The 25883-nt window shown below is 69.6% G+C and carries 21 protein-coding genes and 1 pseudogene; 15 read left to right on the top strand and 7 right to left on the bottom strand.

Annotated features, from left to right (window positions below; all coding sequences use genetic code 11):
* Positions 1–764 precede the first annotated feature (764 nt).
* Positions 765–1832, bottom strand: a complete 1068-nt coding sequence (locus tag AB0F81_RS19970; protein ID WP_360199276.1) for a hypothetical protein — start codon at positions 1830–1832, stop codon at positions 765–767.
* 426 nt (positions 1833–2258) lie between these two features.
* On the opposite strand from AB0F81_RS19970, the gene AB0F81_RS19965 reads away from it, so the two are divergent.
* Together AB0F81_RS19965 and AB0F81_RS19960 are read left to right on the top strand one after the other, a co-directional pair.
* Positions 2259–2933, top strand: a complete 675-nt coding sequence (locus AB0F81_RS19965; protein ID WP_360199274.1) for a DUF6461 domain-containing protein — start codon at positions 2259–2261, stop codon at positions 2931–2933.
* A gap of 93 nt (positions 2934–3026) precedes the next feature.
* Positions 3027–3356: pseudogene (locus tag AB0F81_RS19960) on the top strand (NUDIX hydrolase); the annotation flags it as partial.
* A 68-nt stretch (positions 3357–3424) separates the two neighbouring features.
* Here AB0F81_RS19960 and AB0F81_RS19955 read toward each other — a convergent pair.
* The gene (locus AB0F81_RS19955; protein WP_360199272.1) at positions 3425–3886 is read right to left on the bottom strand and encodes a hypothetical protein; all 462 of its coding nucleotides are present in this window, start codon (positions 3884–3886) and stop codon (positions 3425–3427) included.
* 854 nt (positions 3887–4740) lie between these two features.
* Between AB0F81_RS19955 and AB0F81_RS19950 the strand changes: the two genes are divergently transcribed.
* The gene (locus tag AB0F81_RS19950) at positions 4741–5292 is read left to right on the top strand and encodes a YbaK/EbsC family protein (RefSeq protein WP_360199331.1); all 552 of its coding nucleotides are present in this window, start codon (positions 4741–4743) and stop codon (positions 5290–5292) included.
* A gap of 32 nt (positions 5293–5324) precedes the next feature.
* On the opposite strand, the gene AB0F81_RS19945 is transcribed toward AB0F81_RS19950, so the two are convergent.
* The 4 genes from AB0F81_RS19945 to AB0F81_RS19930 form a co-directional block, all read right to left on the bottom strand.
* Complete coding sequence (locus tag AB0F81_RS19945; RefSeq protein WP_360199270.1) at positions 5325–5966, bottom strand: DsbA family oxidoreductase; 642 nt, start codon at positions 5964–5966, stop codon at positions 5325–5327.
* A gap of 1 nt (position 5967) precedes the next feature.
* Positions 5968–6411, bottom strand: a complete 444-nt coding sequence (locus AB0F81_RS19940; protein WP_360199268.1) for a SufE family protein — start codon at positions 6409–6411, stop codon at positions 5968–5970.
* 742 nt (positions 6412–7153) lie between these two features.
* The gene (locus AB0F81_RS19935) at positions 7154–7543 is read right to left on the bottom strand and encodes a CBS domain-containing protein (RefSeq protein ID WP_360199266.1); all 390 of its coding nucleotides are present in this window, start codon (positions 7541–7543) and stop codon (positions 7154–7156) included.
* A gap of 32 nt (positions 7544–7575) precedes the next feature.
* Complete coding sequence (locus AB0F81_RS19930) at positions 7576–9309, bottom strand: proline--tRNA ligase (RefSeq protein WP_360199264.1); 1734 nt, start codon at positions 9307–9309, stop codon at positions 7576–7578.
* Positions 9310–9444: 135 nt separating this feature from the next.
* Here AB0F81_RS19930 and AB0F81_RS19925 point away from each other — a divergent pair, with 135 nt between their 5' ends.
* The 11 genes from AB0F81_RS19925 (at position 9445) to AB0F81_RS19875 (ending at position 24583) form a co-directional block, all read left to right on the top strand.
* Positions 9445–10215, top strand: a complete 771-nt coding sequence (locus tag AB0F81_RS19925; RefSeq protein ID WP_360199262.1) for an SGNH/GDSL hydrolase family protein — start codon at positions 9445–9447, stop codon at positions 10213–10215.
* A 20-nt stretch (positions 10216–10235) separates the two neighbouring features.
* On the top strand, positions 10236–11135 hold the full coding sequence (locus tag AB0F81_RS19920; protein WP_360199260.1) for a sulfurtransferase: 900 nt from the start codon (positions 10236–10238) through the stop codon (positions 11133–11135).
* Between the two features lie 67 nt (positions 11136–11202).
* Positions 11203–12939, top strand: a complete 1737-nt coding sequence (locus AB0F81_RS19915; protein WP_360199258.1) for an HSP90 family protein — start codon at positions 11203–11205, stop codon at positions 12937–12939.
* Positions 12939–15731, top strand: a complete 2793-nt coding sequence (locus tag AB0F81_RS19910) for a tetratricopeptide repeat protein (RefSeq protein WP_360199256.1) — start codon at positions 12939–12941, stop codon at positions 15729–15731. Before AB0F81_RS19915 ends, AB0F81_RS19910 begins: the two co-directional genes overlap by 1 nt.
* A gap of 32 nt (positions 15732–15763) precedes the next feature.
* On the top strand, positions 15764–16369 hold the full coding sequence (locus AB0F81_RS19905; protein WP_360199254.1) for a helix-turn-helix domain-containing protein: 606 nt from the start codon (positions 15764–15766) through the stop codon (positions 16367–16369).
* Positions 16370–16746: 377 nt separating this feature from the next.
* Positions 16747–18081, top strand: a complete 1335-nt coding sequence (locus AB0F81_RS19900; protein ID WP_360199252.1) for a biotin carboxylase N-terminal domain-containing protein — start codon at positions 16747–16749, stop codon at positions 18079–18081.
* A 4-nt stretch (positions 18082–18085) separates the two neighbouring features.
* Positions 18086–18964 carry a hydroxymethylglutaryl-CoA lyase gene (locus tag AB0F81_RS19895; protein WP_360199250.1) on the top strand — a complete coding sequence of 293 codons (879 nt, stop codon included), beginning with the start codon at positions 18086–18088 and terminating at the stop codon, positions 18962–18964.
* Positions 18965–19139: 175 nt separating this feature from the next.
* Complete coding sequence (locus AB0F81_RS19890) at positions 19140–20213, top strand: hypothetical protein (protein WP_360199248.1); 1074 nt, start codon at positions 19140–19142, stop codon at positions 20211–20213.
* Between the two features lie 218 nt (positions 20214–20431).
* A complete protein-coding gene (locus tag AB0F81_RS19885; RefSeq protein ID WP_360199246.1) occupies positions 20432–21661 on the top strand; it encodes a chaplin family protein in 1230 nt (409 codons plus the stop codon).
* Between the two features lie 227 nt (positions 21662–21888).
* The gene (locus AB0F81_RS19880) at positions 21889–23412 is read left to right on the top strand and encodes an acyl-CoA carboxylase subunit beta (protein ID WP_360199244.1); all 1524 of its coding nucleotides are present in this window, start codon (positions 21889–21891) and stop codon (positions 23410–23412) included.
* 13 nt (positions 23413–23425) lie between these two features.
* A complete protein-coding gene (locus AB0F81_RS19875) occupies positions 23426–24583 on the top strand; it encodes an acyl-CoA dehydrogenase family protein (protein WP_360199242.1) in 1158 nt (385 codons plus the stop codon).
* A 4-nt stretch (positions 24584–24587) separates the two neighbouring features.
* On the opposite strand, the gene AB0F81_RS19870 is transcribed toward AB0F81_RS19875, so the two are convergent.
* Entirely contained in the window at positions 24588–25070 is a 483-nt protein-coding gene (locus tag AB0F81_RS19870; RefSeq protein ID WP_360199240.1) for a MarR family transcriptional regulator, read from the bottom strand.
* Positions 25071–25172: 102 nt separating this feature from the next.
* Here AB0F81_RS19870 and AB0F81_RS19865 point away from each other — a divergent pair, with 102 nt between their 5' ends.
* On the top strand, positions 25173–25745 hold the full coding sequence (locus AB0F81_RS19865) for a YceI family protein (protein WP_360199238.1): 573 nt from the start codon (positions 25173–25175) through the stop codon (positions 25743–25745).
* Positions 25746–25883: the final 138 nt, after the last annotated feature.

Raw genomic sequence — 25883 nt, 5'->3', positions numbered from 1 at the left:
TACTTGTTGGAGTAACAAAAGACCATCATCAACGTTGAGGAGGATTGGCTTAGTTCAGCCTGATGATCAACGCTGCACCGGGGTCGAACCGACCAAGATCCGGGAAGTGTGTTTAGGTCATCTGGAACGCTGCTCATGGTTACTCAGCTGGAGTCGCCATTGAGCAAGAGAGGCCCTCGGGTGCTCGCAACACCCGAGGGCCAGAAAAGTTCGGAACATCCTCAACCGTGTCACCAGTTCAAAGGAGAGTCACCAAACCAATGTCAAGAGTAGTGCGCCGTCAAGCGCGGCAACAGGACGGTCCGGAAAACGCAGAGCGTGACGGTACTCTGCCCCTGCGGTGGGCGCTGATCATCGTTGCCGGGCTGGGTAGCGGGCTGGCAGTCGGAAGCCTCGTGCACCTCGTGGCCGGGATCACCATCGGCCTGGCGGTGGCCACCTTCCTTCACAAGGTTCTGCCCAGCTCGTAGAGCGCGTCGTTCCCGGTCTGGCGAATCTAGCCGGGCCGGGGACCCGAGCGTCTTGATGTCATCCCCGCTGGCCCGCCGTGTCAGCAATTCGTCGATCCGCGTCGGACCTCTTTGTTGGCAGTGGCACGTAGTGGAACAAGACCTGCCTGGTTGCCGAATTGATCTCTTCTGAATCAAGGCGCCGCGCAAGCGCGGCGCGGCCGGTCGCGCTCGGCCTGCTGGCGGCGCAAGCGCCGGCATCGGCCGGCGCGCCGGCGGCATCGTTTACGGCGGGCATGCGCTGAAGTGCGGTTCCTACTGCTTCTTCTTGAAAGCTCCATACACGGCAAGTGCCAGGCCGATCGCAACGGTTTGATCCGTTACGAGCTTGTTGGGATCGAAGACCGGATCGTTGATGCTCATGACATTAGTGATGTGAAGAGCTAGCGCTGTGGCGATGTAGACCGCAATCGCGGCAAGTACCAGCCTCTTGGCATGGCGACGACTGAGCGACTGCCCGTTGGCGGCGAAGTTTTCTTGTACCTGATCCACTGCGGCATCCAGGTTGATCTTCGCCGAGTCGCCCTCATGCAGGTTTGCCTCGAAGGAGTGTTCAAGCTCTTCGATCTGCCTATCTAGAGTCGACCAATCAACCATGGCCGCCGGTTGATCCGACGTCACGGAGGCCGCCAGGCTGCTGGTGTCAAGGTCAGCAAACAACTTGCTCGTGTCGACCGTTGTTATCCAGGCGCTGGTGTCGAGGCCCGCGACGATTTTGCTGGTGTCGAAGGCTACCGTCCAAGCTTTGGTGTCTAAGGCTGCGAAGGCCTTGCTGGTGTCGAGGGTCGCGAAGAGCTTGCTGATGTCGGTGCCGGCGAAGGCCTTGCCGGTGTCGAGGGCGGCGAAGGCCTCGCTGGCATTGAGGGTCGCGAAGGCCTTGCTGGTGTCGAGGGTCGCGAAGGCCTTGCTGGTGTCGAGGGTCGCGAAGAGCTTGCTGGTGTCGAGGGTCGCGAAGAGCTTGCTGGTGTCGAGGGCGGCGAAGGCCTTGCTGGTGTCGAGGGTCGCGAAGGCCTTGCTGGTGTCGAGGGCGGCGAAGGCCTTGCTGGTGTCGAGGGCGGCGAAGGCCTTGCTGGTGTCGAGGGTCGCGAAGAGCTTGCTGGTGTCGAGGGTCGCGAAGGCCTTGCTGGTGTCGAGGGCGGCGAAGGCCTTGCTGGTGTCGAGGGCGGCGAAGGCCTTGCTGATGTCGGTGCCCGCGAGCCCCAGACTGCCGGAGGCTCGATTCGCGCGGGTTGACGGCTTGTCCGGAGACTCTTTCGGCTCAGTTGGTGCCTTATCCGGTTCTGCCTGCTCACCCTCGTGGTCATCCGGGCGGTGGTCGCTCATCGCTCAAGTTTTACATCGAGTGCTCTCGCGGTTCGTTGGTGGTCAGGTTTGTGGCTTCTGCCGCGCCGCTACGCGGCTTGCCACCGGAAATGATGGTTCCGGTGGCAAGTGGCGTGGCGGTGATGCTCGACTCAGGGCTCGCCGTTCCGCAAGATCAGTGGGACCATTTCGGGACCACGTGAGCCTGCAAAGCAGTGTCAGACATCAAAAGATGATCTAAAGGCACACCAGGTTAGAGGCCATCTGAATATACCGGAATCCATGATCTTGCATTTGGGGTTCAAGTCCCCTGGGCTCCACCACGACCGTGACGGTCCCTGTCCGAGAAATGCGGGCTGGGGCCGTTCGTCATTTCTGTACCGCGATGTGTTGGTGATCATGGTTGGTGGGCCACGCGAGCTTGTGGTTCTTTGATCTACTGGCTCGGTGAATCGCCGCTCCACCCTCCTGTTGTTCGCTCTCGCCGGCCTGGCCGGATGCTCGGCACCGGGCGCCGCCGTGCCACCCGCCAGCCCGTCCCCCGGCGCCGCTCCGGACTTCGGTTGGCCGTCGCGGGACCCGGCCCTGTCGAGCGGCTTCTGCTTCACCCTGGTGCACGGCCTGGCGCCGGCCCAGGTGATCGAGCAGCTCGGCGGAACCGAACTGGAGCGGGTCGAATGGCTGCGCCTCGTCGGCGGCGGCGACGGCGAGCAGGGCAGGACCGACCGGTTCTTCGTCGGTGTCGCCCGCATCGGCGAGTACTCCTTGATCGTCGAGGACAACGGGGCGCTGGGGGTCACTCAGAGCCTCGTGAGCCCGCTTTCCGAGGGTGGGGTGGTGGCGGGTTACCGCAGCGACGCTGCGGGCCGCGGAAGGCTTCTGGTGCTGCGGGACGAGGATCTCGTTCTGGACTACGACAGCGCCGTGCCGACCCGGCTCGGCGGCAGCCGGCCGGCCGAGTTCCAGGCCGCGTTGCGGGCGGTGGGCCTGGTCGGGGATACGACAGTGACGGACCCCACGCGGGCCGCACTGGCCTTTCTGAGCGAGCAGACCGGGGTTCCCCTGACCCGGGACTTGCTTGCCGAACGAACGTATCTGCTGGTCACAGTTCCGAAGATGTAGATACGCATATGCCCGTTCTGGGCGTGCCGAGGTTATCCACAGAGGAATGAACCGCCCCTGCGCGGCACAGTTTCGGCAGTTAGCCTGCGTTGCGTGAGCGAACGAAGACGCGCCGCCGCTGTGATCGTGCGGGATGGCCGTGTGCTGATGGTGCACGAGCGGAGCCGACGGTCCGGTGGCGGAGAGTGGTGGACCCTGCCGGGCGGCGGGCTGCGGCCCGGTGAGACGGCCGAGGAGGCGCTGCGGCGTGAGGTCTTCGAGGAGACCGGGCTGGTGGTCAGCGACGCCCGCTACGTGCTGGAGATGCCCTATCCGTCAGGCATGACGTCGGTCTTCGCGGTGACGGTGGCCGACGGCGAGCCACGAGCCGGTCAGGACGACGGTGCCGGCCCGGAGCCGCTGGGGGTGGACTGGCTGCCGGTGCCCGAGCTGCCGATCGAGACCAACGGGGTGCCGGTGCCACCGCTGATGGTGGTGCTGCCGACGTTGGCTCAGACCGACGGCGCCGAGTCGGTGACCGGCGGAGTGGCGGGCACCGAGGTCGACGGCTCGACGGCCGGTGCGGGCGACGGCAGGGCCGGCGCGGCGACCGACCGGCGGCGTTCCACGACGAAATAGGCGCAGCAGGCGGCGTAACCGACGGCCAGCAGGAGCCCGAGGATGCGCAGCGGCAGGGCGGCGACCGGCACCAGGGCGGTGGCGCTCACTGCCCAGCAGGCCAGCAGGGCGGTGTTCACGGTGTCGTGGCGTCCCCAGCCGCCGGGTGACCGGCGGCGGGCCTGGCGCTGGATCTCGACGACGAGCGCGTGCGCCATGCCGGCCGCGAGCAGGCCGAGCAGCAGGGTCGCGAAGATTGAGCGGTGACCACCGGCGACCGCGACCAGTGCGGTTGCACCGGTCAGCAGCGCCAGGCCGCTGACTGTCCCGACGCGTGCTCTCCGACGCTCCTCCACAAAATCTGACGGTCGGCATGATCCGCCGGAATCTGAGGAATTGGCTGGCGGCGACGCGATCCGGGCGTGGGTTACCTGCTCACTGCGGCCACGGCCCGCCACGGCATGCCGATCGGTCCGGCTGTTCCAGCGCAACGCCGTGCGCTTCGGCGGGCTGGCCACGGCTGGCCAGCCGGTGGACGGCGGTGGGCCGCCCGGCCCACGAGCCCTGTTCGGCCAGGGCCTGCAATTGCGACAACCCGACCCCGTAGACCGTCGGCGCCGACCGGCTACATGCCCGAGTTGGGATGGGTGTTTCACGCCGATGCGTTGCGCTTCGGGCGGGCTGACTGTGCTGGCTGGGCCGGAGGTTGGTGCTGACCCGGAGAACCTTGGTCGCCGCAGGTAAAGCCTGCGGCCGCATGTCTGCGTTCAGGGTGCGGTGTTCCACCCGGCGATGTTTTGCGCTTCGGGCGGGCTGACTGTGCTGGCCGGGCCGGCGGATGGTGGTGGGGCTCTTCCGGACCTGAGATGCCTGTTGCCGCGGGTAGGGCCTGCGGCCGCATGTCTGCGTTTAGGGTGCGGTGTTCCACCCGGCGATGTCTTGCGCCTCGGGCGGGCTGACTGTGCTGGCCGGGCCGGTGGTTGGTGGTGGGCTGTTCCGGCCCGGAGAACCCTGTTTGCCGCCGCCGAAGCGTGTCTCCCGGTCTGACGCTCCACGGCAACGACTTGCGCTTCGGGGCGCTGACCGGCTCATGGTGGGGACGCGGTGCGGGCGTGCTGCGATCCGGAGGCTGGGCGAGGAGTTGGCCGGCTGGCTGCTACGCAGCCCCGGCGTGCCTTGATCCACTGACTGGGCGAGGATGGCGGACATGATGGGAAGCCTGCAGACCGAATCCGCCCAAGCCCGCCTCGACCTGCTCGCCCCGCCGGTGGCCAAGGCTCTGGCGGTCTGGCCGGTCGAGGCGCCGATCGACGCTGACCAGGTCCTGGTGGCGCCGATCGACCCGGAGCTGGCCGACACTGCTGCCTTCTGCGAGGCCTACGGCGTCGGTCTCGCCGAATCCGCGAACTGCGTGATCGTCGCCGGGCGCCGTGGCGACGTCACGAAGTACGCCGCCTGCATCGTCCTGGCCACCACCCGTGCTGACGTGAACGGGTTGGTCCGGCGTCAGTTGGACGTGCGCAAGGCGAGTTTCGCCCCGATGGACGAGGCGGTGTCGCTGACCGGGATGGAGTACGGCGGCATCACCCCGATCGGCCTGCCGGCGTCCTGGCCGATCCTGGTCGACTCACGCGTCGTGGCCACCCCGCACGTGATCATCGGATCCGGGGTTCGGCACAGCAAGATTGTCATCGCTGGTCCGGCGCTGGGTGCGCTACCCGAGGCCCAGGTGATCGAGGGGCTCGGTCGCGAGATGTCCTGACGACGATCGTCGATGTCGTTCCACGTGAAACATCATCGACCGGCTTCGGTGGCCTCCCGCCGGGCGATCTCTTCGAAGGCGGCGGTGAGGGTGGCCGGTTCCTGGGCGCCCTGGACGGCGTACTTGCCGTCGATCACGAACGTCGGAACGCTGGTGATGCCGAGCTCGCGGGCCTCGTTCAGGTCGGTCTGCACCGCGCTGGAGCCGGCTTCGGAGTTGAGATAGGCCAGCGCGGCTGACTCGTCGAGGTTGATCGACGCCGCTACGCCGGCGAGCGCCGGGACGGATCCGATGTCGATGCCTTCGGTGAAGTGCGCCCGCTGCAGCGCGTCCAGCATGTCCGCCTGCCGGTCCAACGTCGCCGCCCAGGCGATCAGCCGGTGCGCGGCGAACGTGTTCGCCGCGATCGCCCGGTCGAAGTCCAGCTTCAGCCCGTCCGCCGCGGCGATCTCGGTGACCTGCGCGAACATCTGCTCGGCGCGACCTGGGCCACCGAACTTCGCCGCCATCGCCTGCTTGATCGGCAGCGGTTCGGGCACCGCGGTCGGGTCCAGCTGGTACGCCCGGTAGGTGACGGTCACGTCGCCGTCGAAGGTCTCCAGCGCCTTCTCCAGTCGCCGCTTGCCGATGTAGCACCACGGGCAGACCACGTCCGACCAGACCTGAATATCCACGTCACTCCGTCTCGAGAGGGATCGACTGCTCGGCGATCTGGCGCTTCAGTCGGGCCAGGATCGCCGTGCCACCACGTACCCGCAGGGGGCTGATCGCCTGGGCCAGCCCCATCCGGGCGTAAAGATCATCCGGCACGGCCAGGATCTCCTCGGCGGTCGCCCCCGCCAGCCCTTCCGCGAGGATGCCGGCGAATGCCCGGGTGGTCGGTGCCTCCGGCGGGCAGTCGAAGTGGGCGATGACGGTCCGGTCGAGCTGCACGTCGGCCTTGAGGAAGAACGGGGTCTGGCACTCCGGGACCTGCTCCATGCCGTCGTGACCGGCCAGGTCGGCGGGCAGCGGCGGCACCGCGTCGGCGAACTCCAGCAACATCTCGAGCACCACGTCGCGCGGTGCGGAGGCGAACTCGTCGACGATCTCGGCCAGCTTCGGCGGCATGTCAGTCACATCTCCGACCCTACGCGGCGCCCCTCCCCACTGCCGATCACGACCACCAGCCCGCGACCTGCAGGGCGGCGGCCTACCTGAGATCCGGCATCGCCGGATGGCCGGACGCCTGCTGATCCGCGCTCCGCGCCGGCACCACCGCGCTGTACTCGCCGGCCGCCGGCGGCGCCCCCGTTGCGGCACGTCGCTCGCCCGTTGCCCGGCGGCGACGCGCAGCGCTGCTGGGAGGCGGAGAGACTTCGACCTGGTTGGCAATTGGTGCCGGGGCGCCGCCGTCGGAAGGTGCACAAGCCCTCAGCGTGGCCGGTGCCTGGAGGTGGTGCTGGGAGGGCAGGCAGCGATCCGGTTGGCAACTAGTGCCAGGGCGACGACGTCGGGGAGGTGGACAGCCTTCGGTGTGGCCGGGTGCCTGGAGGTGGTGCTGGGAGGGCAGGCGGCAATCCGGTTGGCAACTAGTGCCAGGGCGACGGCGTCGGGAGATGGACAGCCTTCGGCGTGGCCGGGTGCCTGGAGGTGGAGCTGGGAGGACAGGCAGCGATCCCATCGGCAATTGGCGCCGAAGGTGATGGCGTTGGGAGGTGGACAGCCTTCGTAGTGGACGGCTGCCTGGAAGTACTGCTGGGAGGGTGGGCAGCAATCCTGCGGGGCGGCCAGAGGGCTGTTGATCGCGGCGAGAATCGGGCAGCCGCCGACGTTGGTAGGAGGGGCTACGTCGCTGAGGCGGGTGATCCGGTGAAGAGGATCAGGCGGCCGCCGACGTTGGCAGGAGGGCGACGTCGCTGAGGCTGATGATGCCGACGACCTTGCGATCGGCATCGCAGACCAGCAACCGGCGAACACCCCGATCGCGCATCGCCTGGACCGACTCCTCCACCGTCGCGCTCTGCTCGATCATGATCAGTTCGCGGCTGGCGATGGCGCCCAGGGTGGTGGCTGAGGTGGACAGGCCCTCGGCGACCGCGCGGACCACGATGTCGCGATCGGTCACGATGCCGGCCATGGTCGGGCCGCGGGTCACCACCACGTCGCCGATGCCCCGGTCACGCATGGCCTGGGCGGCCTCGTCGAGTGGGGTGTCCTCCGGCAGGTAGACAACCTGACGGGTCATCGCGTCCGCGACCAGTCTCACCATGCCTCTGCCCCTCCATCGGCGTTGTGACACGGTTACCCGACCTCCGTCGTGATTACACCCGCTACGTCCACAAGGGGCACTTCCTGGCGTGTTCCGCCGTGGCGGTCGCGCAACTCCACGTAGCCCTCGGCGAGGCGACGGCCGACGACGACCGTGCGGGGGATGCCGATCAGCTCGGCGTCGGTGAATTTCACGCCGGCTGACACCTGGGGGCGGTCGTCGACCAGCACCCGGACGCCGGCCCGGTCCAGGGTGGCGCCGAGCTGCAGCGCCGCTTCGACCTGGCCGTCGCGGCCGGCGGCGACGATGTGCACGTCTGCCGGGGCCACCGAAGCCGGCCAGACCAGGCCGCGCTCGTCGTGGTGCTGCTCGGCGATCGCCGCCACCGCCCGGGAGATGCCGATGCCGTAGCAGCCCATGAGGGGACGCTGCGGCTTGCCGTCGGCACCCAGCACGTCCACAGCGAACGCATTTGTGTATCGCCGGCCGAGCTGGAAGATGTGCCCGATCTCGATGCCGCGGCGGATGGTGAGCGCACCGGAACCGCAGGCCGGGCAGGGGTCGCCGGCACGGACGTCGGCGGCCTCGATCGTGCCGTCGGGGGCGAAGTCGCGACCGGCGACCACGTTGGTGGCGTGCCGGCCCGGCTCGTTCGCCCCGGTCAGCCAGGCCGTCCCGGGCGCGACCCGGGGATCGACCCGATAGCGGATCTTGATGCCTTGCGGGCCGATGTAGCCCTTCACCAGGTCGGGCCGCGACTCGAAGTCGTCGAAGAGGGTGGCGGTGGCGGGCGCCAGCACGGCGTTCAGCCGTTTCAGATCGACCTCGCGGTCGCCGGGCACGCCGATCGCCAGAAGCTCGGCCTCGGCGCCGGGGCGGTGCACCGTCACCACGACGTTCTTCAGGGTGTCGGCGGCGGTCCAGTCGGTCCGCCCGGCGAGCGCCCGGGCGTTGGCGAACTCCACCAGCGAGGCGATCGTCGGCGTCTCGGGAGTGTCGTGGACCTGCAACTCGGGCGCCGTCACCGGCTGGGCGGCCGGTGCGGGGGTGACGACCGCCTCGGTGTTGGCCGCGTAGTCGCACGCGGTGCACCCGACGAACGTGTCCTCGCCCACCTCGGCGGCGGCCAGGAACTCCTCGGAGGCGGAGCCGCCCATCGCGCCGGACACCGCGGAGACGATCGTGTGGTCGAGCCCGAGCCGTACGAAAATCCGCTGGTAGGCGGCGCGCATCCGTTCGTACGCCTCGGTCAGGCCGGCCTCGGAGAGGTCGAAGGAGTAGGCGTCCTTCATGAGGAACTCGCGGCCGCGAAGCAGGCCGCCGCGCGGCCGTGCTTCGTCGCGGAACTTGGTCTGGATCTGGAAGAGCAGCAGCGGGAAGTCCCGATAGGAGCCGGTCAGGTCCTGCACGAGCAGGGTGAACATCTCCTCGTGGGTGGGCGCGAGCAGATGGTCGGCACCGCGCCGGTCCCGCAGGGTGAAGATGTCGTCACCGTATTCCGTCCAGCGGCCGGTGATCTCGTAGGGCTCGCGGGGCAGCAGAGCGGGGAAGGAGACCTCCTGCCCGCCGGCGGCCGTCATCTCCTCCCGGACCACGTCGGTGACCCGGTCGAGCACGAGCTTGCCGAGTGGGAGCCAGGTGTAGCCGCCCGGTGCCGCGCGGCGGATGAAGCCGGCGCGCAGGAGGAGCCGGTGGCTTGGCACCTCCGCGTCCGCCGGGTCCTCGCGCAGCGTCTTGAGCAGCAACCTGGACATCCGAAGCAGCATGGCAACGAGCCTAGGGAGGAGGTACGACGAAAAGCATCCGGTTATCTCCGTGTCGCCATCATCACGTTCCGTTCGCTCGCCGCCCGGTGGAAAACTTTCCGGGCAACCAAAGCTGAACAGACGTTGGGAGGCGGCATGGCCTGGCGCAGCTTCGTGGCGATGGGTGACAGCTTCACCGAGGGCATGTGCGACGAGTATCCGGACGGGACCTACCGGGGCTGGGCCGATCTGGTCGCCACCCGCCTGGCCGTCGACTCCGGACCCGACTTCGGTTATGCGAACCTCGCGGTTCGCGGCCGGCTGCTGGACCGGGTGCTCGCCGAGCAGCTCGAACCGACCCTGGCGATGCGACCCGACCTGGTCAGTTTCGCGGCCGGCGGCAACGACATCCTGCGGCCCCGGACCGACGTGCCGGGCCTGCTCCGGCGTGCCGAGCGGGCGATCGAGCAGATCCGGGCGACCGGGGCGGACGTGGTCCTCTTCCGGTTCGCCGATGTGGCGGCACACATCCCGGGCGGTCAGCGGATGATCGCCCCGCGGGCGGCGCTGCTCAACGACGGGGTCCGCGACATCGCCGTACGCCAGGGCGCGCACCTGATCGATCTTTTCGCCGACGACGCGTTCCGGCACCGCGAGATGTGGAGCGACGACCGCCTGCACCTGTCCGAGCTGGGACATCGCCGGGTGGCCGGGCACGTGCTGACCGCGCTCGGCGTCGGCGTGCAGGAGGACTGGATGCTGGTCCCGCCGGCGCCGCAGCCGACGCCGTGGCGCCTGGCCCGCAGCGCCGACCTGAAATGGGCCCGGGAACATCTCGCCCCCTGGGTCGGGCGGCATCTGCGTGGCCGGTCGTCCGGTGACCTCGTCGCGGCGAAGCGCCCGGTGCTGGCCCCGGTCGCCGACTGAGAGGCGCTAGCGTGACAGTCATGTCCGTTCCGAACGATCCGGCGCAGGCGCTGCAGGCCTACGCACATCCCGACAAACTTGTCACCACCGAGTGGCTCGCCGCCAACCTGGACACGCCCGGCCTGGTCGTCGTCGAGTCGGACGAGGACGTGCTGCTCTATGACACCGGCCACATCCCCGGCGCGGTCAAGGTGGACTGGCATCTGGAGCTCAACGACCAGCTGACCCGCGATTACCTGGACCCGGCGGCGTTCGCCGCGATGTGTGCCGCGAAAGGCATCGGCCGTGACGACACGGTCGTCTTCTACGGCGACAACTTCAACTGGTGGGCGGCGTACGCGCTGTGGGTCTTCAGCCTGTTCGGGCACCGCGACGTGCGGCTCCTCGACGGCGGCCGGCAGAAGTGGGCCGCCGAGGGTCGCGAGCTGACCCGGGAGAAGACCGTCCGGCCGAAGGCGGACTACCCGGTGCCGGTCCGTAACGACGCCGAGATCCGGGCGTTCCGTGACCAGGTGATGGGGCACATCGCCAGCGGCCGGCCGCTGGTCGACGTCCGCTCCCCGCAGGAGTACACGGGCGAGCTGACCCACATGGAGGCGTACCCGCAGGAGGGCGCGCTGCGTGGCGGTCACATCCCGGGTGCGGTCAGTAAGCCGTGGAAGTCGGCGGCGAACGACGACGGCAGCTTCAAGCCGCACGACGAGCTGGTCAAGATTTACCGCGACGAGCTGGGCCTGGAGCCGGCCGACGACGTCATCGCGTACTGCCGGATCGGCGAGCGGTCGAGCCACACCTGGTTCGTCCTGCACCACCTGCTGGGCTATCCGCAGGTGCGCAACTACGACGGCTCCTGGACGGAGTGGGGCAACCTGGTCCGGGCGCCGATCGCCCGCGGCGCGGAGCCGGGTGGCCTGAGCTGATCCGGGCTTGAGCTGATCTGAGAACGGGCGAGAAAACTGTCGGGGGTACCCGGTAGCTTTCTCGCCCGTGAGCAACACGTTCCAGGTCGACCTCCGGGGCATCGTCGATCTGCTCAGCCACCATCTGTACGCGAGCCCACGCGTCTACATCCGCGAGCTCCTTCAGAACGCCGTCGATGCGATCACCGCCGTCGGGCCCGACCACGCCGGCCGGGTGGAGATCGTCACCGGCGACACGCTACGGATCAGCGACAACGGCATCGGGCTCACCGAGGCGCAGGTGCACGAGCTGCTCGCCACCATCGGCCGCAGCTCGAAACGCGACGAGCTGGGCTTCGCCCGGCACGAGTTCCTCGGCCAGTTCGGCATCGGTCTGCTCTCCTGCTTCATGGTGGCCGACGAGATCCGCGTGCACACCCGCCGCGAGGGCGCCCCGGCGGTGCTCTGGACCGGCTTCTCCGACGGGCGTTACGAGGTCGCTCCCGGCGCGGAGCGCGAGCCCGGCACGACGGTCACCCTGGTGCCGCGCCGCGGCTCCGAGCATTTCCTGACCGGTACGACGGTGGCCGAGCTCGCCACGCTCTACGGCTCGCTGCTTCCCGTCGAGGTGCGGGTCGACGACCGGCGGATCACCGGCGGCGGAGCCCCCTGGGAGCTGCCGCCCGAGTCCCGTTCGGCGTTCGCGGAGCGGACCCTCGGCTTCCGCCCGTTCGACGTGATCGAGCTGAACGTGCCCGCCGCCGGCCTCACCGGTGCCGCGTTCGTGCTGCCCACCCCGGTCAACCCGGCCAGCCGCGGCGGTCACCGCGTCTACCTGAAGCGGATGCTGCTCGCCGAGAGTGTCGAGGGCCTGCTGCCGGAGTGGGCGTTCTTCGCCCGCTGCGTGGTCGACAGCACCGAGCTGCGCCCGACCGCCAGCCGCGAGTCGCTCTACGACGACGGGCAGCTCGCCGAGGCCCGCGAGGCCATCGCCGACCAGATCCGCGGTTGGCTGGTGCGCCTGTCGGCTACCGACCCGCGCCGCCTCGGCGAGTTCCTGCGGGTGCACCACCTCGGCGTCAAGGCGCTGGCCCTGCACGACGACGAGATGCTGCGCCTGGTCGAGCAGTGGTACCCGATGCAGACCAACATGGGCGAGATCACCCTCGCCGAGTTCCGCGAGCGGTTCGGCGTGCTGCGCTACGCGGCCACCGACGACGAGTTCCGCCAGCTCGCCGCCGTCGCCGCGGCCCAGGACGTGGGTCTCATCAACGGTGGGTATGTGTACGACGCCGATCTGATCCAGCGGCTCGCCGCCGCAGATCCGGCGATCCAGGCGGAGCGTCTCGACCCGACCGATCTGACCACCCGTTTCCTGCCGTTGGAGGCGGAGACCGAGTTGTCGTTGCGCCCGTTCCTGGCGGCCGCGCAGCGCCGTCTTGACCGGCTCGGCTGCGAGGTCGTGGTTCGCGCCTTCGACCCGGTCACCCTGCCGGCGCTCTATCTGGTGAGCCGCGCCGCTGCGTTCCACGGCGAGTTCACCGCGAGCCGTGACCAGGCTGACGACCTGTGGGGCGGCGTGCTGGACGCGCTGGCGCGCACCGTGCCGACCGACCGGCCCCAGCTCGTCCTGAACCACCGGAACCCGCTGGTCCGCCGGGTGACCGCGCTCGCCGACGCGGAGCTGGCCGGCCTCGCCGTCGAGTCGCTCTACGGTCAGGCCCTGATGCTCGGGCACCACCCGATCCGGCCGGCCGACGCCGCGTTGCTCACCACGTCCTTTCTCGGTCTGCTGGACCGGGCCGTCCCGCGGGAGGCGTCCTGATGAAGACCACCGAGGAACTCTGGAGTCTGCTCGGCGAGGCCCAGCACCTGCCCTACGGCGCGGCGCAGATCGCCCTGGTCGAGCAGGTGCTGCGGCACGTCGACGCGGCCGGTGATCCGGAGCTGGCCTTCCAGGCGCGGCTCTTCGCCACCAGCGCCTACGTCTACGGCGGCGAGCCGGCGAAGGCGTTCCCCGCCTTCTCCTGGTGCGTCGCGGATTTCGACCGCAACCCGGCGGCGTACCACCAGCGGCGCAAGCACAGCCTGCTGTGGCTCTTCAAAACCATGATCAACGCGTTGACCGACTTCCCCGAGGTGCCGCTGGCACGCACCTACGCCGTTCTCGACGACATGGAGCGGCGTTACCGGGAGAACGGCCACGGCATGCAGCCGGTTTACAAGCACTGCTACCTGGTGGCCAGCCACATCGGTGACCTCGAGGCCGCCGACCGCTGGTTCGAGAAGTGGCAGGCGGCTCCCCGCGACTCGCTCTCCGACTGCGCCGGGTGCGAGCCGACCACGCTGGTCTGGCACCTCAACACCCGCGGCCGGTATGCCGAGGCCGTCGAGCGGGGCGTGGCCACGCTCGCCGAGAAGCTGGACTGTGTCGAGCAGCCGCAGGGCATCCTCAGCGAGCTGATGGAGGCCCTGGTGCGGGTCGGCCGGCTCGACGAGGCCGCTGACGCCCACCGCCGGGCCTACCTGGTCGAGCGGAACAACCTGGCCGACCTGAGCGAGATCGCCGACCACATCCAGTTCTGCACCCGAACCGGGAACGAACACCGGGCGCTGGAGATCCTGCAGCGGCACATCGACTGGCTGGAGCGTGCGCCGTCACCCGCCGCGGCCATGCAGTTCGCGGCGTCCTCCGCCGCGCTGCTGCGCCGGATCAGCGAGCGCGGGCACGGCGACGCGCCGATCCGCCGCACCGGGCGTGACGAGATCACGGCCGCCGAGCTGGCCGTGGAGCTGACCACGGTCGCGACCGATCTCGCGGCCGCCTTCGACGCGCGCAACGGCACGTCGTACCAGAGCAAGCTCATCGCCGAGACCCTCGACCCGGAGCCGTACGGTGTGGAGCTCGCCCTGTCGGCGACCGCCCGGCGGGCGCCGGCGCCGGTCCAGGCCGAGGCCCTGGCCGCCGAGCCGGCCGCGCCGGTGGTGGTGCCCGAGGTCTCCGCTACCGAGCTGCTGGACCTGGCCGACCAGCACTGGGAGGCCGACCGTGACGAGGAGCTGGCTGCCGTTCTCGACGCCTTCGACGCCCGGTTCGGGGAGCCGGCGGACGCGGCGACCGCCGCCCGGCTCTGGCGGGCTCGCGGCCAGCGGCTCCGGTTGTCCGACGACGCCGACGGGGCGGTGCGGGCCTGGGAGCGGGCGATCGAGCTCTACACCGAGGCGGGCGACACCGGTGCGGTGATCAAGCTGCGGGCCCGGGTCGGACTGGAGCGGGGTTTCGCCGGAGAGCCGGCGGAGGGACTCGCGGCTGTCGAGGCGGACGTGGCGTACCACGACGAGCACGGCGGTCCGGAGGACCGTGCCGCCGCGTGGTTGCGGCTGTCCACGATCTACCTGCTGCTGGACCGGATCGACGAGGCCAACGAGGCGAGCGATCGCGCTGACCAGCACGCCGAGGAGGTTCCCGATCCGCGCCGGCAGGCGCAGCACGCCATGGTGCGGGCCCGGAACCGGGCCGCGGCCGACCGGGACGAGGAGGCGCTGGCGGCTGCCCGGGCCGGCTGGGAGTTCTACCGCACCCACGGCCCGGCCCGGATGAGTGCGCAGGCCGCCGCGGTCTTCGGGCACCTGGCCGACGACCCGGCCGAGACGGTGGCTGCGTTCGACGAGGCGCTGGCTGCCGGGTTGTCCGGGCCGGTGCTCTCCGCCCGGGTTTACCGCGGTCGTGCCCTGATGCAGCTCGACCGCGCCGCCGAGGCGATCGACGACCTGGTCGAGGCGGTGGCGATCTGCGCCGAGCAGGGCATGGACGAGGGTGGGGTGTTCGCCCGGCAGGACCTCGCCCAGGCCTACCGGATGGCCGGCCGTCAGGCCGAGGCGATCGAGGTCGCTGAGGAGGCGCTGCTCGGCTTCGAGCGGCTGGGCTTCGAGGAGCCGGCGAACGACACCCGATTCCTGCTGGCCGGTCTCTACCGTGATCTCGGCGACAGCGCCCGGGCGCTGGAGGTCTTCCGCGACCTGATCGAGCGGCTGGAGGACAACCCGGCCGGCCGGGGCCAGATCGGTGAGCAGGCCGGTGTGCTGCTCTACGACCTGGACCGGGACAGCGAGGCGGCGTTGACCTTCCAGGCCGCGGCCGAGGCGCTGCGCACGGCCGGGGATCTCGCCGGCGAGCTGCGGCTGCTGCGGCGCCGGTTGATGGCGCTCAACTACGCCGACGAGATGCCCGCGGCGGAGCAGTTGATCGAGCTGGTCGCCGAGCGGTATGCGCAGCTGCCGGACGAGCTGGCGGCTCAGCCGGGCGTCCGCTGGGGCCAGTCGATCTTCGCGTTCGAGGTGGGCAACCTGTTGATGCGCCGCGGGCGGTATGCCGAGGCGGTGCCGCATCTGCGGGGCGCGCCGGAGCGGCTGCGGGAGATCGGCGCCGAGGACGACGCCGACCGGGTGGCGGGCATGCTCGCCGAGGCGCTGCTGCGGTCGGGGTCGCCCCGGGAGGCCCAGGAGATGCTCGACACACTGCTGAAAGGCATGCACCCGGACGCTCCGACCCGGGAGATGGCGGCCGATCTGTATGAGGAGGCGAGGGAGGCCACAAATCGGCTGAACGACCGTTAAGCCGAGGCTTGACATCGGGTTACAGTTGCCGGGTGACGACGGTAGATCAGCGGCACCGGACGACCCCGCCGGCGCCTCGGCGGCGGTCACGCCGCGACGAAATCCTGGAGATCGCGGTGGGACTGTTCGCGTCCCGCGGCTACCACGGCGTGTCGATGGACGATATCGGCTCCGCCGCCGGCGTCACCGGGCCAGCCCTCTATCACCACTTCGCCGGCAAGGAGGCGATGCTGGTCGCGGCGCTGATCCCGGTCAGCGAGAGCCTGCTGGAGGGTGGGCAGGAGCGGGTCGCCCGCCATCCCGAGGAAGCGGAGGCGGCGCTCGCCGACCTGATCGACTTCCATGTGGACTTCGCGCTCGCCAACCCCGCGGTGATCGCCCTGCACCTGCACGAGCTCGACCGGCTGCCGGAGGAGCCCCGTCGGCAGATCCGCCGGCTCCAGCGTCTCTACGTCGAGGAGTGGGTGGGTGTGCTGTCCCGGGTGCGCCCGGAGCTGGACGCCGCGGAGGCGCGAGTGCTGGCACACGCCGCTTTCGGCCTGATGAACTCGACGCCGTTCCTCGGCGGCGAGGTGGAGCGGCGCCGGCGGGCCGACCTGCTGCGGGACGCCACCATGCACGCTTTGACCGGCCACTGAGCCGCCGCGCGCGGCGGGAGGGCCAGGCCTTCTGCCGCAGCTCGGCTCCGCGGAGGCGGCCAGGGCCATCAGTCGCCACCTCGTGCGGCAGGCGGGCCAAGCCCTCTTCCGCCGCCTAGCGCGGCAGGCAAGCCAGGGCCAACGCGGCGGAAGGGGCTAGGCCTGAGCGAGACGCATCCTGCCGGATGTAGCAAAACGGAATAATGCTCCTACGGCGCCCCACGCGAAACGGCGACGCCCAGGAATCAGCAGGCAGCACGACAGCGCGGACCTGACCGCACAACGGCCCGGCCGCGCAGGGGAACACCATCGGCAGCGCCCGACGTGGGCAGGAGACCCCTCCCACCGGGCGGAGGAAACCGACAGAGAAGAGCGCCATGATCGAGTCGTTGCTCGTCGCCAATCGGGGCGAGATCGCCCGCCGGATCATCCGGACCGCGAAGCGGCTGGGGATCCGGACGATCGCCGTCCACTCGGAAGCCGACGCGGATCTGCCGTTCGTCGCCGAGGCCGACGAAGCGGTCTGTGTCGGTCCCGCCAATCCGGCTCTGAGCTACCGCAACACCGAGGCGATCCTGGCCGCCGCCAAGTCGACCGGCGCACAGGCCATTCACCCCGGCTACGGCTTCCTGAGTGAGAACGCGGACTTCGCCCGTACGGTCGAAGCCAGCGGCCTGATCTGGGTGGGGCCCGACGCCGACGCGATCACCGCGATGGGCGACAAGATCAATGCTCGGAATCTGATGGCCGCGGCCGGCGTGCCGGTCGCGCCGGGGACGCAGGACCCGGCGGCGACGGTCGAGGCCGCGCTGGAAGCGGCCGAGGCGATCGGCTTCCCGGTGATGGTGAAGGCCGCCGCGGGCGGCGGCGGCATGGGCATGGCGGTCGCGAACGACGAGGCCGGCCTGCGCACCGAGTACGACAAGGTGCGCGCGTTCGCCGAGCGGATGTTCGGCGACGGCGCCGTCCTGATCGAGCGCTACTTCCCCCGCGTGCGGCACGTCGAGGTGCAGATTCTCGGTCTCGCCGACGGCCGCGTCGTCGCTCTCTCCGAGCGGGAGTGCTCGGTGCAGCGCCGCAATCAGAAGCTGGTGGAGGAGGCCCCGTCCCCGGCGGTGAGCCCCGAGCTGCGCGCACGTTTCCTGGCAGCTGCCGTCAAAGCCGGCGAAGCAGTCAATTACCGCAACGCGGGCACTGTGGAGTGTCTGCTCGACCCGGGCACCGGAGAGTTCTTCTTCCTGGAGATGAACACCCGCCTGCAGGTCGAGCACCCGATCACCGAGATCATCCACGGCATCGACCTGGTCGAGCAGCAGCTGCGGATCGCCTCCGGCCTGGAGCCCAATGTGGATCTCGACGCCGCGACGAGCGGGCACGCGATCGAACTGCGGATCAACGCCGAGGACCCGAAGCGGTTCCTGCCCGGTCCCGGCAAGGTCGCGACCTGGGTCGAGCCGCAGGGTGCGGGCGTGCGGGTCGACTCCGGATATGCCGAGGGCACCACGGTCACCCCCTTCTACGACTCGCTGATGGCGAAGCTGATCGTCACCGGCGCCGACCGCGACGAGGCGATCGCCCGGGCGCGGGCCGCCGTCGCCGGCTTCCAGATCGCCGGCCCGAAGAACAACCTGCCGTTCTTCGCCGAGTTGCTGGAGAACGAGGAGTTCCTCTCCGGTGACTACGACACCGGCATCGTCTCCCGGATGAGGTGAGGTCATGACTTCGGTGAGCATCCGTGAGGTCGCGCCGCGGGACGGGCTGCAGAACGAGGAGCCGGTCCCCACCGACGCGAAGGTCCGGCTGATCGACGAGCTGAGCCGCACCGGCGTGCGCCGGATCGAGGCCGTCTCGTTCGTCCACCCGAAGGCCATCCCGCAGATGGCCGACGCGGACGAGGTGTGGTCCCGGGTCTGGCACAACCCGAACGTGCGCTACTCGGCGCTGATCCCGAACTCGCGAGGCGCCCAGCGGGCGATCGCCGCCGGCTTCCGGGAGATCGAGGTGGTGGTGTCGGCCAGCGACACCCACAACCGCCGCAATCTCAACCGGTCCACCGAGGAGTCGCTGGACGACATCGCCCAGCTGATCCCGCTGGTGCACGACGCCGGCGCGACGCTCGAGGTGATCGTCGCGACCAGTTTCGGCTGTCCGTTCGAGGGTGACATCGATCCGGACCGGGTGGCCGGCATCGTGGCCCGGGTCCGCGCCGACGGCGCGGATCGCATCGCCTTCGGCGACACGACCGGCATGGCCACCCCGCGCCGGGTCCGTGACCTGCTCTCCGCGGTACGCCCGGACCTGCTCCACTTCCACAACACCAGAGGTACGGGTCTGGCGAACATCCTCACCGCCCTGGAACTCGGGGTGACCGAGTTCGACGCCAGCGCCGGCGGCCTCGGTGGCTGTCCCTACGCGCCCGGTGCGTCGGGCAACGTCGCCACCGAGGAGGTCGTGCACATGCTGCACGACATGGGAGTGGAGACCGGAATCGACCTGGATCGTCTGATCTCGGCCGCTGAACTGGCCGAAGAGATCGTCGGGCGGACGCTGCCGTCCGGGGTGCTCCGCGCCGGTCCCCGATCCCGCCTGGTGTGATTCTCGCTGCATTTTCCTGCGATCATTTTTCCGATTTGTCCGCGTGACTTTCGGATCGCCCCCGTCGTTACCAATACCGAGTGGCAAATATCGCCTGTTCCTGACTCTTCACCTCGAAGTGGTCAAGACAGGTGAATCGGCCACCGGTCGAATTGGTGACGACGAGGGGTGGATCATGACGGGTCGGGAGGTCGAGCGCGACGAGCGCACGGCGTGCCGGCCGCTGCCGATCACCCCTGGCGCCTCCCCGCTCATGCCGTCCCCGAACCAGGGGGCGGAGCGGCGGACGGAGCGCCGCGCGGGCCGTACCGGATCCCGGTGGGCTCTGCGTGCACTCGTCGTCGTCGGTCTCGCCGGTGCGGCCTGGCTGCTCACCGGTGCCGCCGCGCACGCCGCGGACCACGACTCGGAGCCGGCCGGCTCGCTGCTCGGGTCCACGCTGGACAGTGTCGTGTCGGTTCCCGGGAACGAACCCGCGGTCGGCGAACTCCTGAAGGCGGCCGTCCAGCCGCTGGAGTCCGCACCGAAGTCCCACCGGCGTCCCTCCAGCGGTTCTCCTTTCAGTCTTCCGCCGCGGGGGAACTCAGCCGTGACGTCGATCCTCGCGGCACCGGAACGGGTGCTGTCCGGGCCGGTGGAGACGCTCGACGAGGTTGTGCACGACGGATCCGCGATCGACGCGGAGACCGTCGACACGGTCCTGCGAACGGTGACCGCTCCGCCGCGTACCAGCGGTGAGAAGGCGGACGACAGCTCGCGGACCGCGTCGGCGGACATCGCCGCGGATCCGGTGACCGAGCCCGCACCGGCGGAACCTGCACCGGCGGAACCCGCACCGGCGGAGATCAAGCCGGCGGAGACCGAAATGGCGGAAAAGCCGGACGGCGCCGAAGCGAGTGACAGCACCCCGGCCTCCCGTGCCGGTTCCGGCGTCACGCCGGCCCGGAACGCCGAGGCCCCGTCCCGGTCCAAGGTCCACCGGCACGTCCCGGCCGCCCGGCCGTCCGTGCCGGAGACGATCCGTGAGGACACGCCCGTCGACGACGGGCCGGCGCCGATGCGGATGAACCTCGGGGCAGTCAGCGGCATCCCGGCCGGTGGGTCGGGAGCGTCTCCGGAGGTCGGCGCGGCAGCCGTCCTTCCGGCCCGGGTCGCGAACGGTGCGGTGGCGAGCCACCTGCGCCCCCTCGCGGCCGATGTCGAGGTCCGGCGGCACGACGCCGAGGCCCCGACCGTCTCACCTGACTAGTGAAGGTAACGGCGCTTCACGGCAAGCGTCCGGGCTGGAGCGGCTGCGAGATCGCGCAAACAGCTCAGAACCTCACACCACCACTGCGAGAAGCAGACAGGTCAAGGTCGGAGAAAAACGCGCCAGGGCACCGCTGCGCCCGAAAACGGATTCCGGAACACCCAATTGAATATGCGGAAAACCATTTGCTGACCATTTGCGAAAGGCATCTCTTTCTCATGAAGAAGACGTGGGTTCGTAAGACTCTGAGCGTCGGTGTCCTGGCCGCCGGTGCCCTCCTGTTCGCTCCGGCCGCCGCCGCGCAGGCCGACGTCGACCAGGTCACCTTCGGCAACTTCGGTGGGCTCAACGGCACCCAGGTCGCCGTGCCGGTCAAGGTCCCGGTGAACGTCGTCGGCAACGCGATCGGCGTCGGCGGCGTGGCCGTCAGCAAGGGCGTCGGGGCCAACTACCTGGAGAGCGCCAGCACCGGGGACGTCGACCAGCTGTCCGCCAAGAACGTCGGTCTGCTCAACGGCACCCAGGTGGCGGTTCCGATCACCGTTCCGGTGAACGTGGCCGGCAACTCCGCCGCGGTGCTCGGCAAGGCCTTCTCCCACGGCGTCGCCGCGAACCGGGTCGAGAGCGCCAAGACCGAGCACGGCTGGGGCGGCGGCGACGGGGTCGGCGACGTCGACCAGATCAGCGCCTACAACGTCGGCGCGCTGAACGGCACCCAGGTGGCGGTCCCGATCACCGTGCCGATCAACGCCTGCGGCAACGCGATCGCGATCATCGGCGCCAGCTCGGCCAACGGCATCTGCGCGAACGTCGTCGGCAGCCAGGGCCGCAAGAGCTGGAAGCTCGAGGGCCGGAAGAACCGGGCCGAGAGCGGCTGGGACGGCGGCGGCAACGGGGTCGGCAACGTCGGCCAGATCAGCACCCGCAACTGGGGCGCGCTGAACGGCACCCAGATCGCCGCGCCGATCACCGTGCCGATCAACGTTTGCGGCAACTCGCTCGCGGTCCTCGGCCTTGCGCAGTCGAGCGGCGCCTGCGTGAACTACGTCGGTGGCGGCGACCGTGACCGCAAGCACCTGCACTGGGTCAAGCCGGTCAAGCCGGTCTGGGGCGACGACGACATCCTGGGCGACGGCGACGACTGCGGCGCGGTCAAGGGCATCGTCAAGGGCGACGGCTACGGCTGCGACGACGACGGTGACGTTCGTGGCGACAACGGCTACAAGGACGACCAGGGCGTCAAGAACGACGGCTACGGCAAGCCGGCTGCGGACGTTGCCGACGACGGCTACGGCGGCCAGGCGCCGGACCAGTACGGCGACCACAACCACGGTGGCCGTAAGGCTGCCAAGGCGGAGAAGTCCCCGGTTGCCGAGCTGACCGACGGCCTCGGTGGCGTCGGCAGCGCCGGTATCGGTGGGCTCGACCTGCTGAACACGCTGCGCTGAGCGGCACCAGACCGGGTCGCGCCGGTCCCGGGCGCGACTCGCATCGGCGCCGTGCGGCGCCGGTGATCGTCGGTGCTCCTCCACAGCGCCGGCAGCAGTGAAAACGGACGGGAGTCCCCGCAGCACGCGGGGGCTCCCGTTCGTCGTTGCCGCCGTGCTCGCCGGTGAGCTAACCTAACGCTCGTTAAAGAGTTAACGAGCGTTAAGGCTCGGGAGCGGAGGGGTCGATGGACAGCGAGGCGCTGGCCGCGGTGCGCAAGCGTGTGCTGGCCGGTGGTGCCGAGCGGTATCACGCGGCCAACGCGGCCAAGGGCAAGCTCTTCGCCCGCGAGCGCATCGCGCTCCTGGTCGACGAGGGTTCGTTCGTCGAGGACGGGCTCTATGCCAACAGTCTGGCGGACGGGCTGCCCGCGGATGGCGTGATCACCGGAGTCGCCCGGATCGACGGCCGGGACGTCTGCGTGATGGCCAACGACTCCACGGTCAAGGCCGGCTCCTGGGGCGCCCGGACGGTCGAGAAGATCATCCGGACCATCGAGCGGGCGTACCGGCAAGGTGTGCCGATGGTCTACCTCGTCGACTCGGCCGGCGCCCGGATCACCGACCAGGTCGATCTCTTCCCCGGCCCGCGCGGCGCCGGCAAGATCTTCCACAACCAGGTCAAGGCCTCCGGCTCGATCCCGCAGGTCTGCGCACTGTTCGGCCCGTCCGCCGCCGGCGGCGCCTACATCCCGGCCTTCTGCGACGTGGTCGCGATGGTCGAGGGCAACGCCAGCATGTACCTCGGGTCCGACCGCATGGTCGAGATGGTCACCGGCGAGAAGACGACGCTCGAGGCGATGGGCGGCGCCCGGGTGCACTGCGCCGAGTCCGGTGTCGGGCACTTCCTCTGCAAGACCGAGCAGGACGCGCTGGACGTGGTCCGCACCTACCTGTCGTACCTGCCGTCCAACTGGACGCAGGCGCCGCCGGCGGCCTCCGCCGCCGAGCCCGCCGGCATCGATCTCGCCGGTCTGGTTCCGGCCAGCGAGCGCCAGGCCTTCGACATGCGCAGGTACGTGAAGGGCCTGGTCGACCAGAACTCGTACTTCGAGATCCAGGCGTTGTGGGCCCGTGAGCTGACCGTCGGCTTCGCCCGGATCAACGGCGAGGTGGTCGGCATCGTCGGCAACAACTCGATGTTCAAGGGCGGCGTGCTCTTCGTCGACTCCGCCGACAAGGCCACCCGCTTCGTCCAACTCTGTGATGCTTTCAATGTGCCGTTGCTCTTTCTGACCGACGTCCCCGGCTTCATGGTCGGCTCCGCGGTGGAGAAGCAGGGCATCATCCGGCACGGCGCCAAGATGATCACCGCGATCTCCGAGGCCACCGTGCCGAAGATCTGCGTCGTGGTGCGCAAGGCGTATGGCGCCGGTCTCTACGCGATGGCCGGCCCCGGCTTCGAGCCGGATGCCACCATCGCGCTGCCCACCGCCAAGATCGCGGTGATGGGCGCCGAGGCGGCCGTGAACGCGGTCTACGCCAACAAGATCGCGGCGATCGAGGACCCGGACGAACGAGCCGCCTTCGTCGCCGAGCGCCGCGCCGAGTACGAGCGCGACATCGACATCATGCGCCTGGCCAGCGAACTCGTCGTGGACGCCGTGGTCGAACCGGGTGATCTGCGGGCCGAGCTGATCCGGCGCTTTGCCGCGGCGCGAACCAAGGAACGTGCGTTCTCCCGGCGCCGGCACGGCGTCACTCCGGTTTAGAGAGAGGAAAGTCATGGTCGACTTCCGGCTCGGCGACGAGTACGAGGAGTTGCGCGCCAGCGTGCAGGAGTTTGCCCGAGAGCAGATCGCCCCGGTCATTGCCGAGCATTACGAGAACAAGACTTTTCCGTACGAGATCGTGCGGCAGATGGGCAAGATGGGCCTGTTCGGGCTGCCGTTCCCCGAGGAGTTCGGCGGGATGGGCGGCGACTACTTCGCGCTCTGCCTGGCCCTGGAAGAGCTGGCCAGAGTGGACAGTTCGGTCGCGGTGACGCTGGAGGCGGCCGTCTCCCTCGGCGCCATGCCGATCTACCGCTACGGCACCCCGGAGCAGCGCACCCAGTGGCTGCCCCGGCTGACCAGCGGTGAGGCGCTCGCCGGCTTCGGGCTCACCGAGCCGGGCACGGGCTCCGACGCGGGCGGCACCACGACCCGGGCGGTGCTCGACGAGTCGACCAACGAGTGGGTGATCAACGGAACCAAGGCGTTCATCACCAACTCCGGCACCGACATCACCTGCCTGGTCACCGTGATGGCGGTGACCGGGACGAACCCGGACGGGAGCAAGGAGCTCTCCACGATCATCGTGCCGTCCGGCACACCGGGCTTCACCGTCGCGCCGCAGTACTCCAAGGTCGGCTGGTGCGCGTCGGACACCCACGAGCTGTCGTTCGACGACGTCCGGGTGCCGGCCGCCAACCTGCTCGGCGAGCGCGGTCGCGGGCTGGCGCAGTTCCTGCGGATCCTCGACGAGGGGCGGATCGCGATCGCGGCCCTCTCGGTCGGCCTGGCCCAGGGTTGCGTGGACGAGTCGGTGACCTACGCGAAGCAGCGCACCGCCTTCGGCCGGGAGATCGGCAACTTCCAGGCGGTGCAGTTCCTGATCGCCGACATGGACCTGCGCGCGCACACCGCCCGGCTCGGCTACTACGACGCGGCCGCCCGGATGCTGGCCGGCGAGGACTTCAAGCGGTACGCGGCGATCGCCAAGCTGCACGCCAGCAACGCCGCGATGGAGAACAGCCGGTACGCCACGCAGGTGCACGGTGGATACGGCTTCATGAACGAGTCCGCGGTCGGCCGGTTCTACCGCGACGCGAAGATCCTCGAGATCGGCGAGGGCACCTCCGAGGTGCAGCGCATGCTGATCGCCCGGGGCCTCGGCCTCTGAGTTGCTAGGCGGGCGGCGATTCCTCGCTGCCCGCCACCGCGCACGGGTTGACGGTGTCCCGGATCGTGCGCAACGAGCCGAGCAACTGCTCGAGCTGCTCCTCGGTGAGCAATCCCACATACCACTTCTGCACGAGCTCCAGGTGGCCCGGCAGCACCTCGGCGAGCCGCTGCTGACCGGCGTCGGTGATCACCGCATACGAGCTGCGGCGATCGGTCGCGCACGCCTCGCGGCGGACCAGGCCGCTGCGCTCCATCCGGTCGACGACCCGGGTGACGCCGCTCGTGGAAAGCGTGGTCTGACCTGCCAGGTCGGTCATCCGTAGCTGACTGCGGGGCGAGCGCGCCAGGCGCATGAGCACCTCGAACTCCACCGGGGAGAGGCGGTGCTCCTCGAACTGTGTGGTGAGCCGGTTCATCAACCCCGTGTATGCCTCGGCGAGCAGGCCGATCGCCGTGAGGCGTGGGTCTTCCAGGTCCTTGTTCACGAGGTCAACAGTACCAGGCACTTGACAGGAGGAATATTGCGCAGCATATAGTTGCTCCGTCAGACAAGCATCAGTCGCAGAGGTTGAGAGAAGGAACCAGTCATGACCGTCAGCACCCGTGAGTTCGAAGGTCTGCAGATCCCGGCCGCCGGCACCTACGAGCTGGACGCGGCGCACAAGCGGGTCGGGTTCGTGGTGAAGCACCTCATGGTCAGCAAGGTCCGCGGGCAGTTCGCCGAGGCGAGCGCCACCATCGTGGTCGGCGAGAACCCGCTCGACTCCTCGGTGACCGCGTCGATCAAGACCGCGAGCGTCGAGACCGGTCAGGTCGACCGGGACAACCACCTTCGCACCGGCGACTTCTTCGAGGCCGAGAAGTACCCGACGATGGAGTACCGCAGCACCGGCGTGAAGTCGCATGCCGGCGCCGAGTTCGTCCTCGAGGGCGAGCTCACCATCAAGGACGTGACCCGGCCGGTCGAGCTGGTCGTCGAGTTCGAGGGCGCCACCACCAGCCCGTATGGTCAGCACCTGTTCGGCTTCAGCGCGCACACCGAGATCGACCGTGAGGACTGGGGCCTGACCTACAACATGGCCCTGGAGACCGGCGGCGTCATGATCGGCAAGAAGGTCAAGATCGAGATCGAGGGTGAGGCCATCCTCCAGCAGGGCTGACCACCTGCGACAAAAGTCCACAGTCGAGGGGGCGCGCGCGCCGCCCCCACGGGGCCCCCCCGAGTCGAGCGGGGCGCCCCGGGGGGGGGGGGGGGGGACCCGGCGCCGACGGTGGGTGAGACGGCGGGGGTGGGGAGT

It is taken from the genome of Actinoplanes sp. NPDC024001 (genome assembly GCF_040638955.1).
In the GTDB taxonomy this organism is placed as follows: domain Bacteria; phylum Actinomycetota; class Actinomycetes; order Mycobacteriales; family Micromonosporaceae; genus Actinoplanes.
This window is presented reverse-complemented; position numbering and strand designations above follow the sequence as displayed.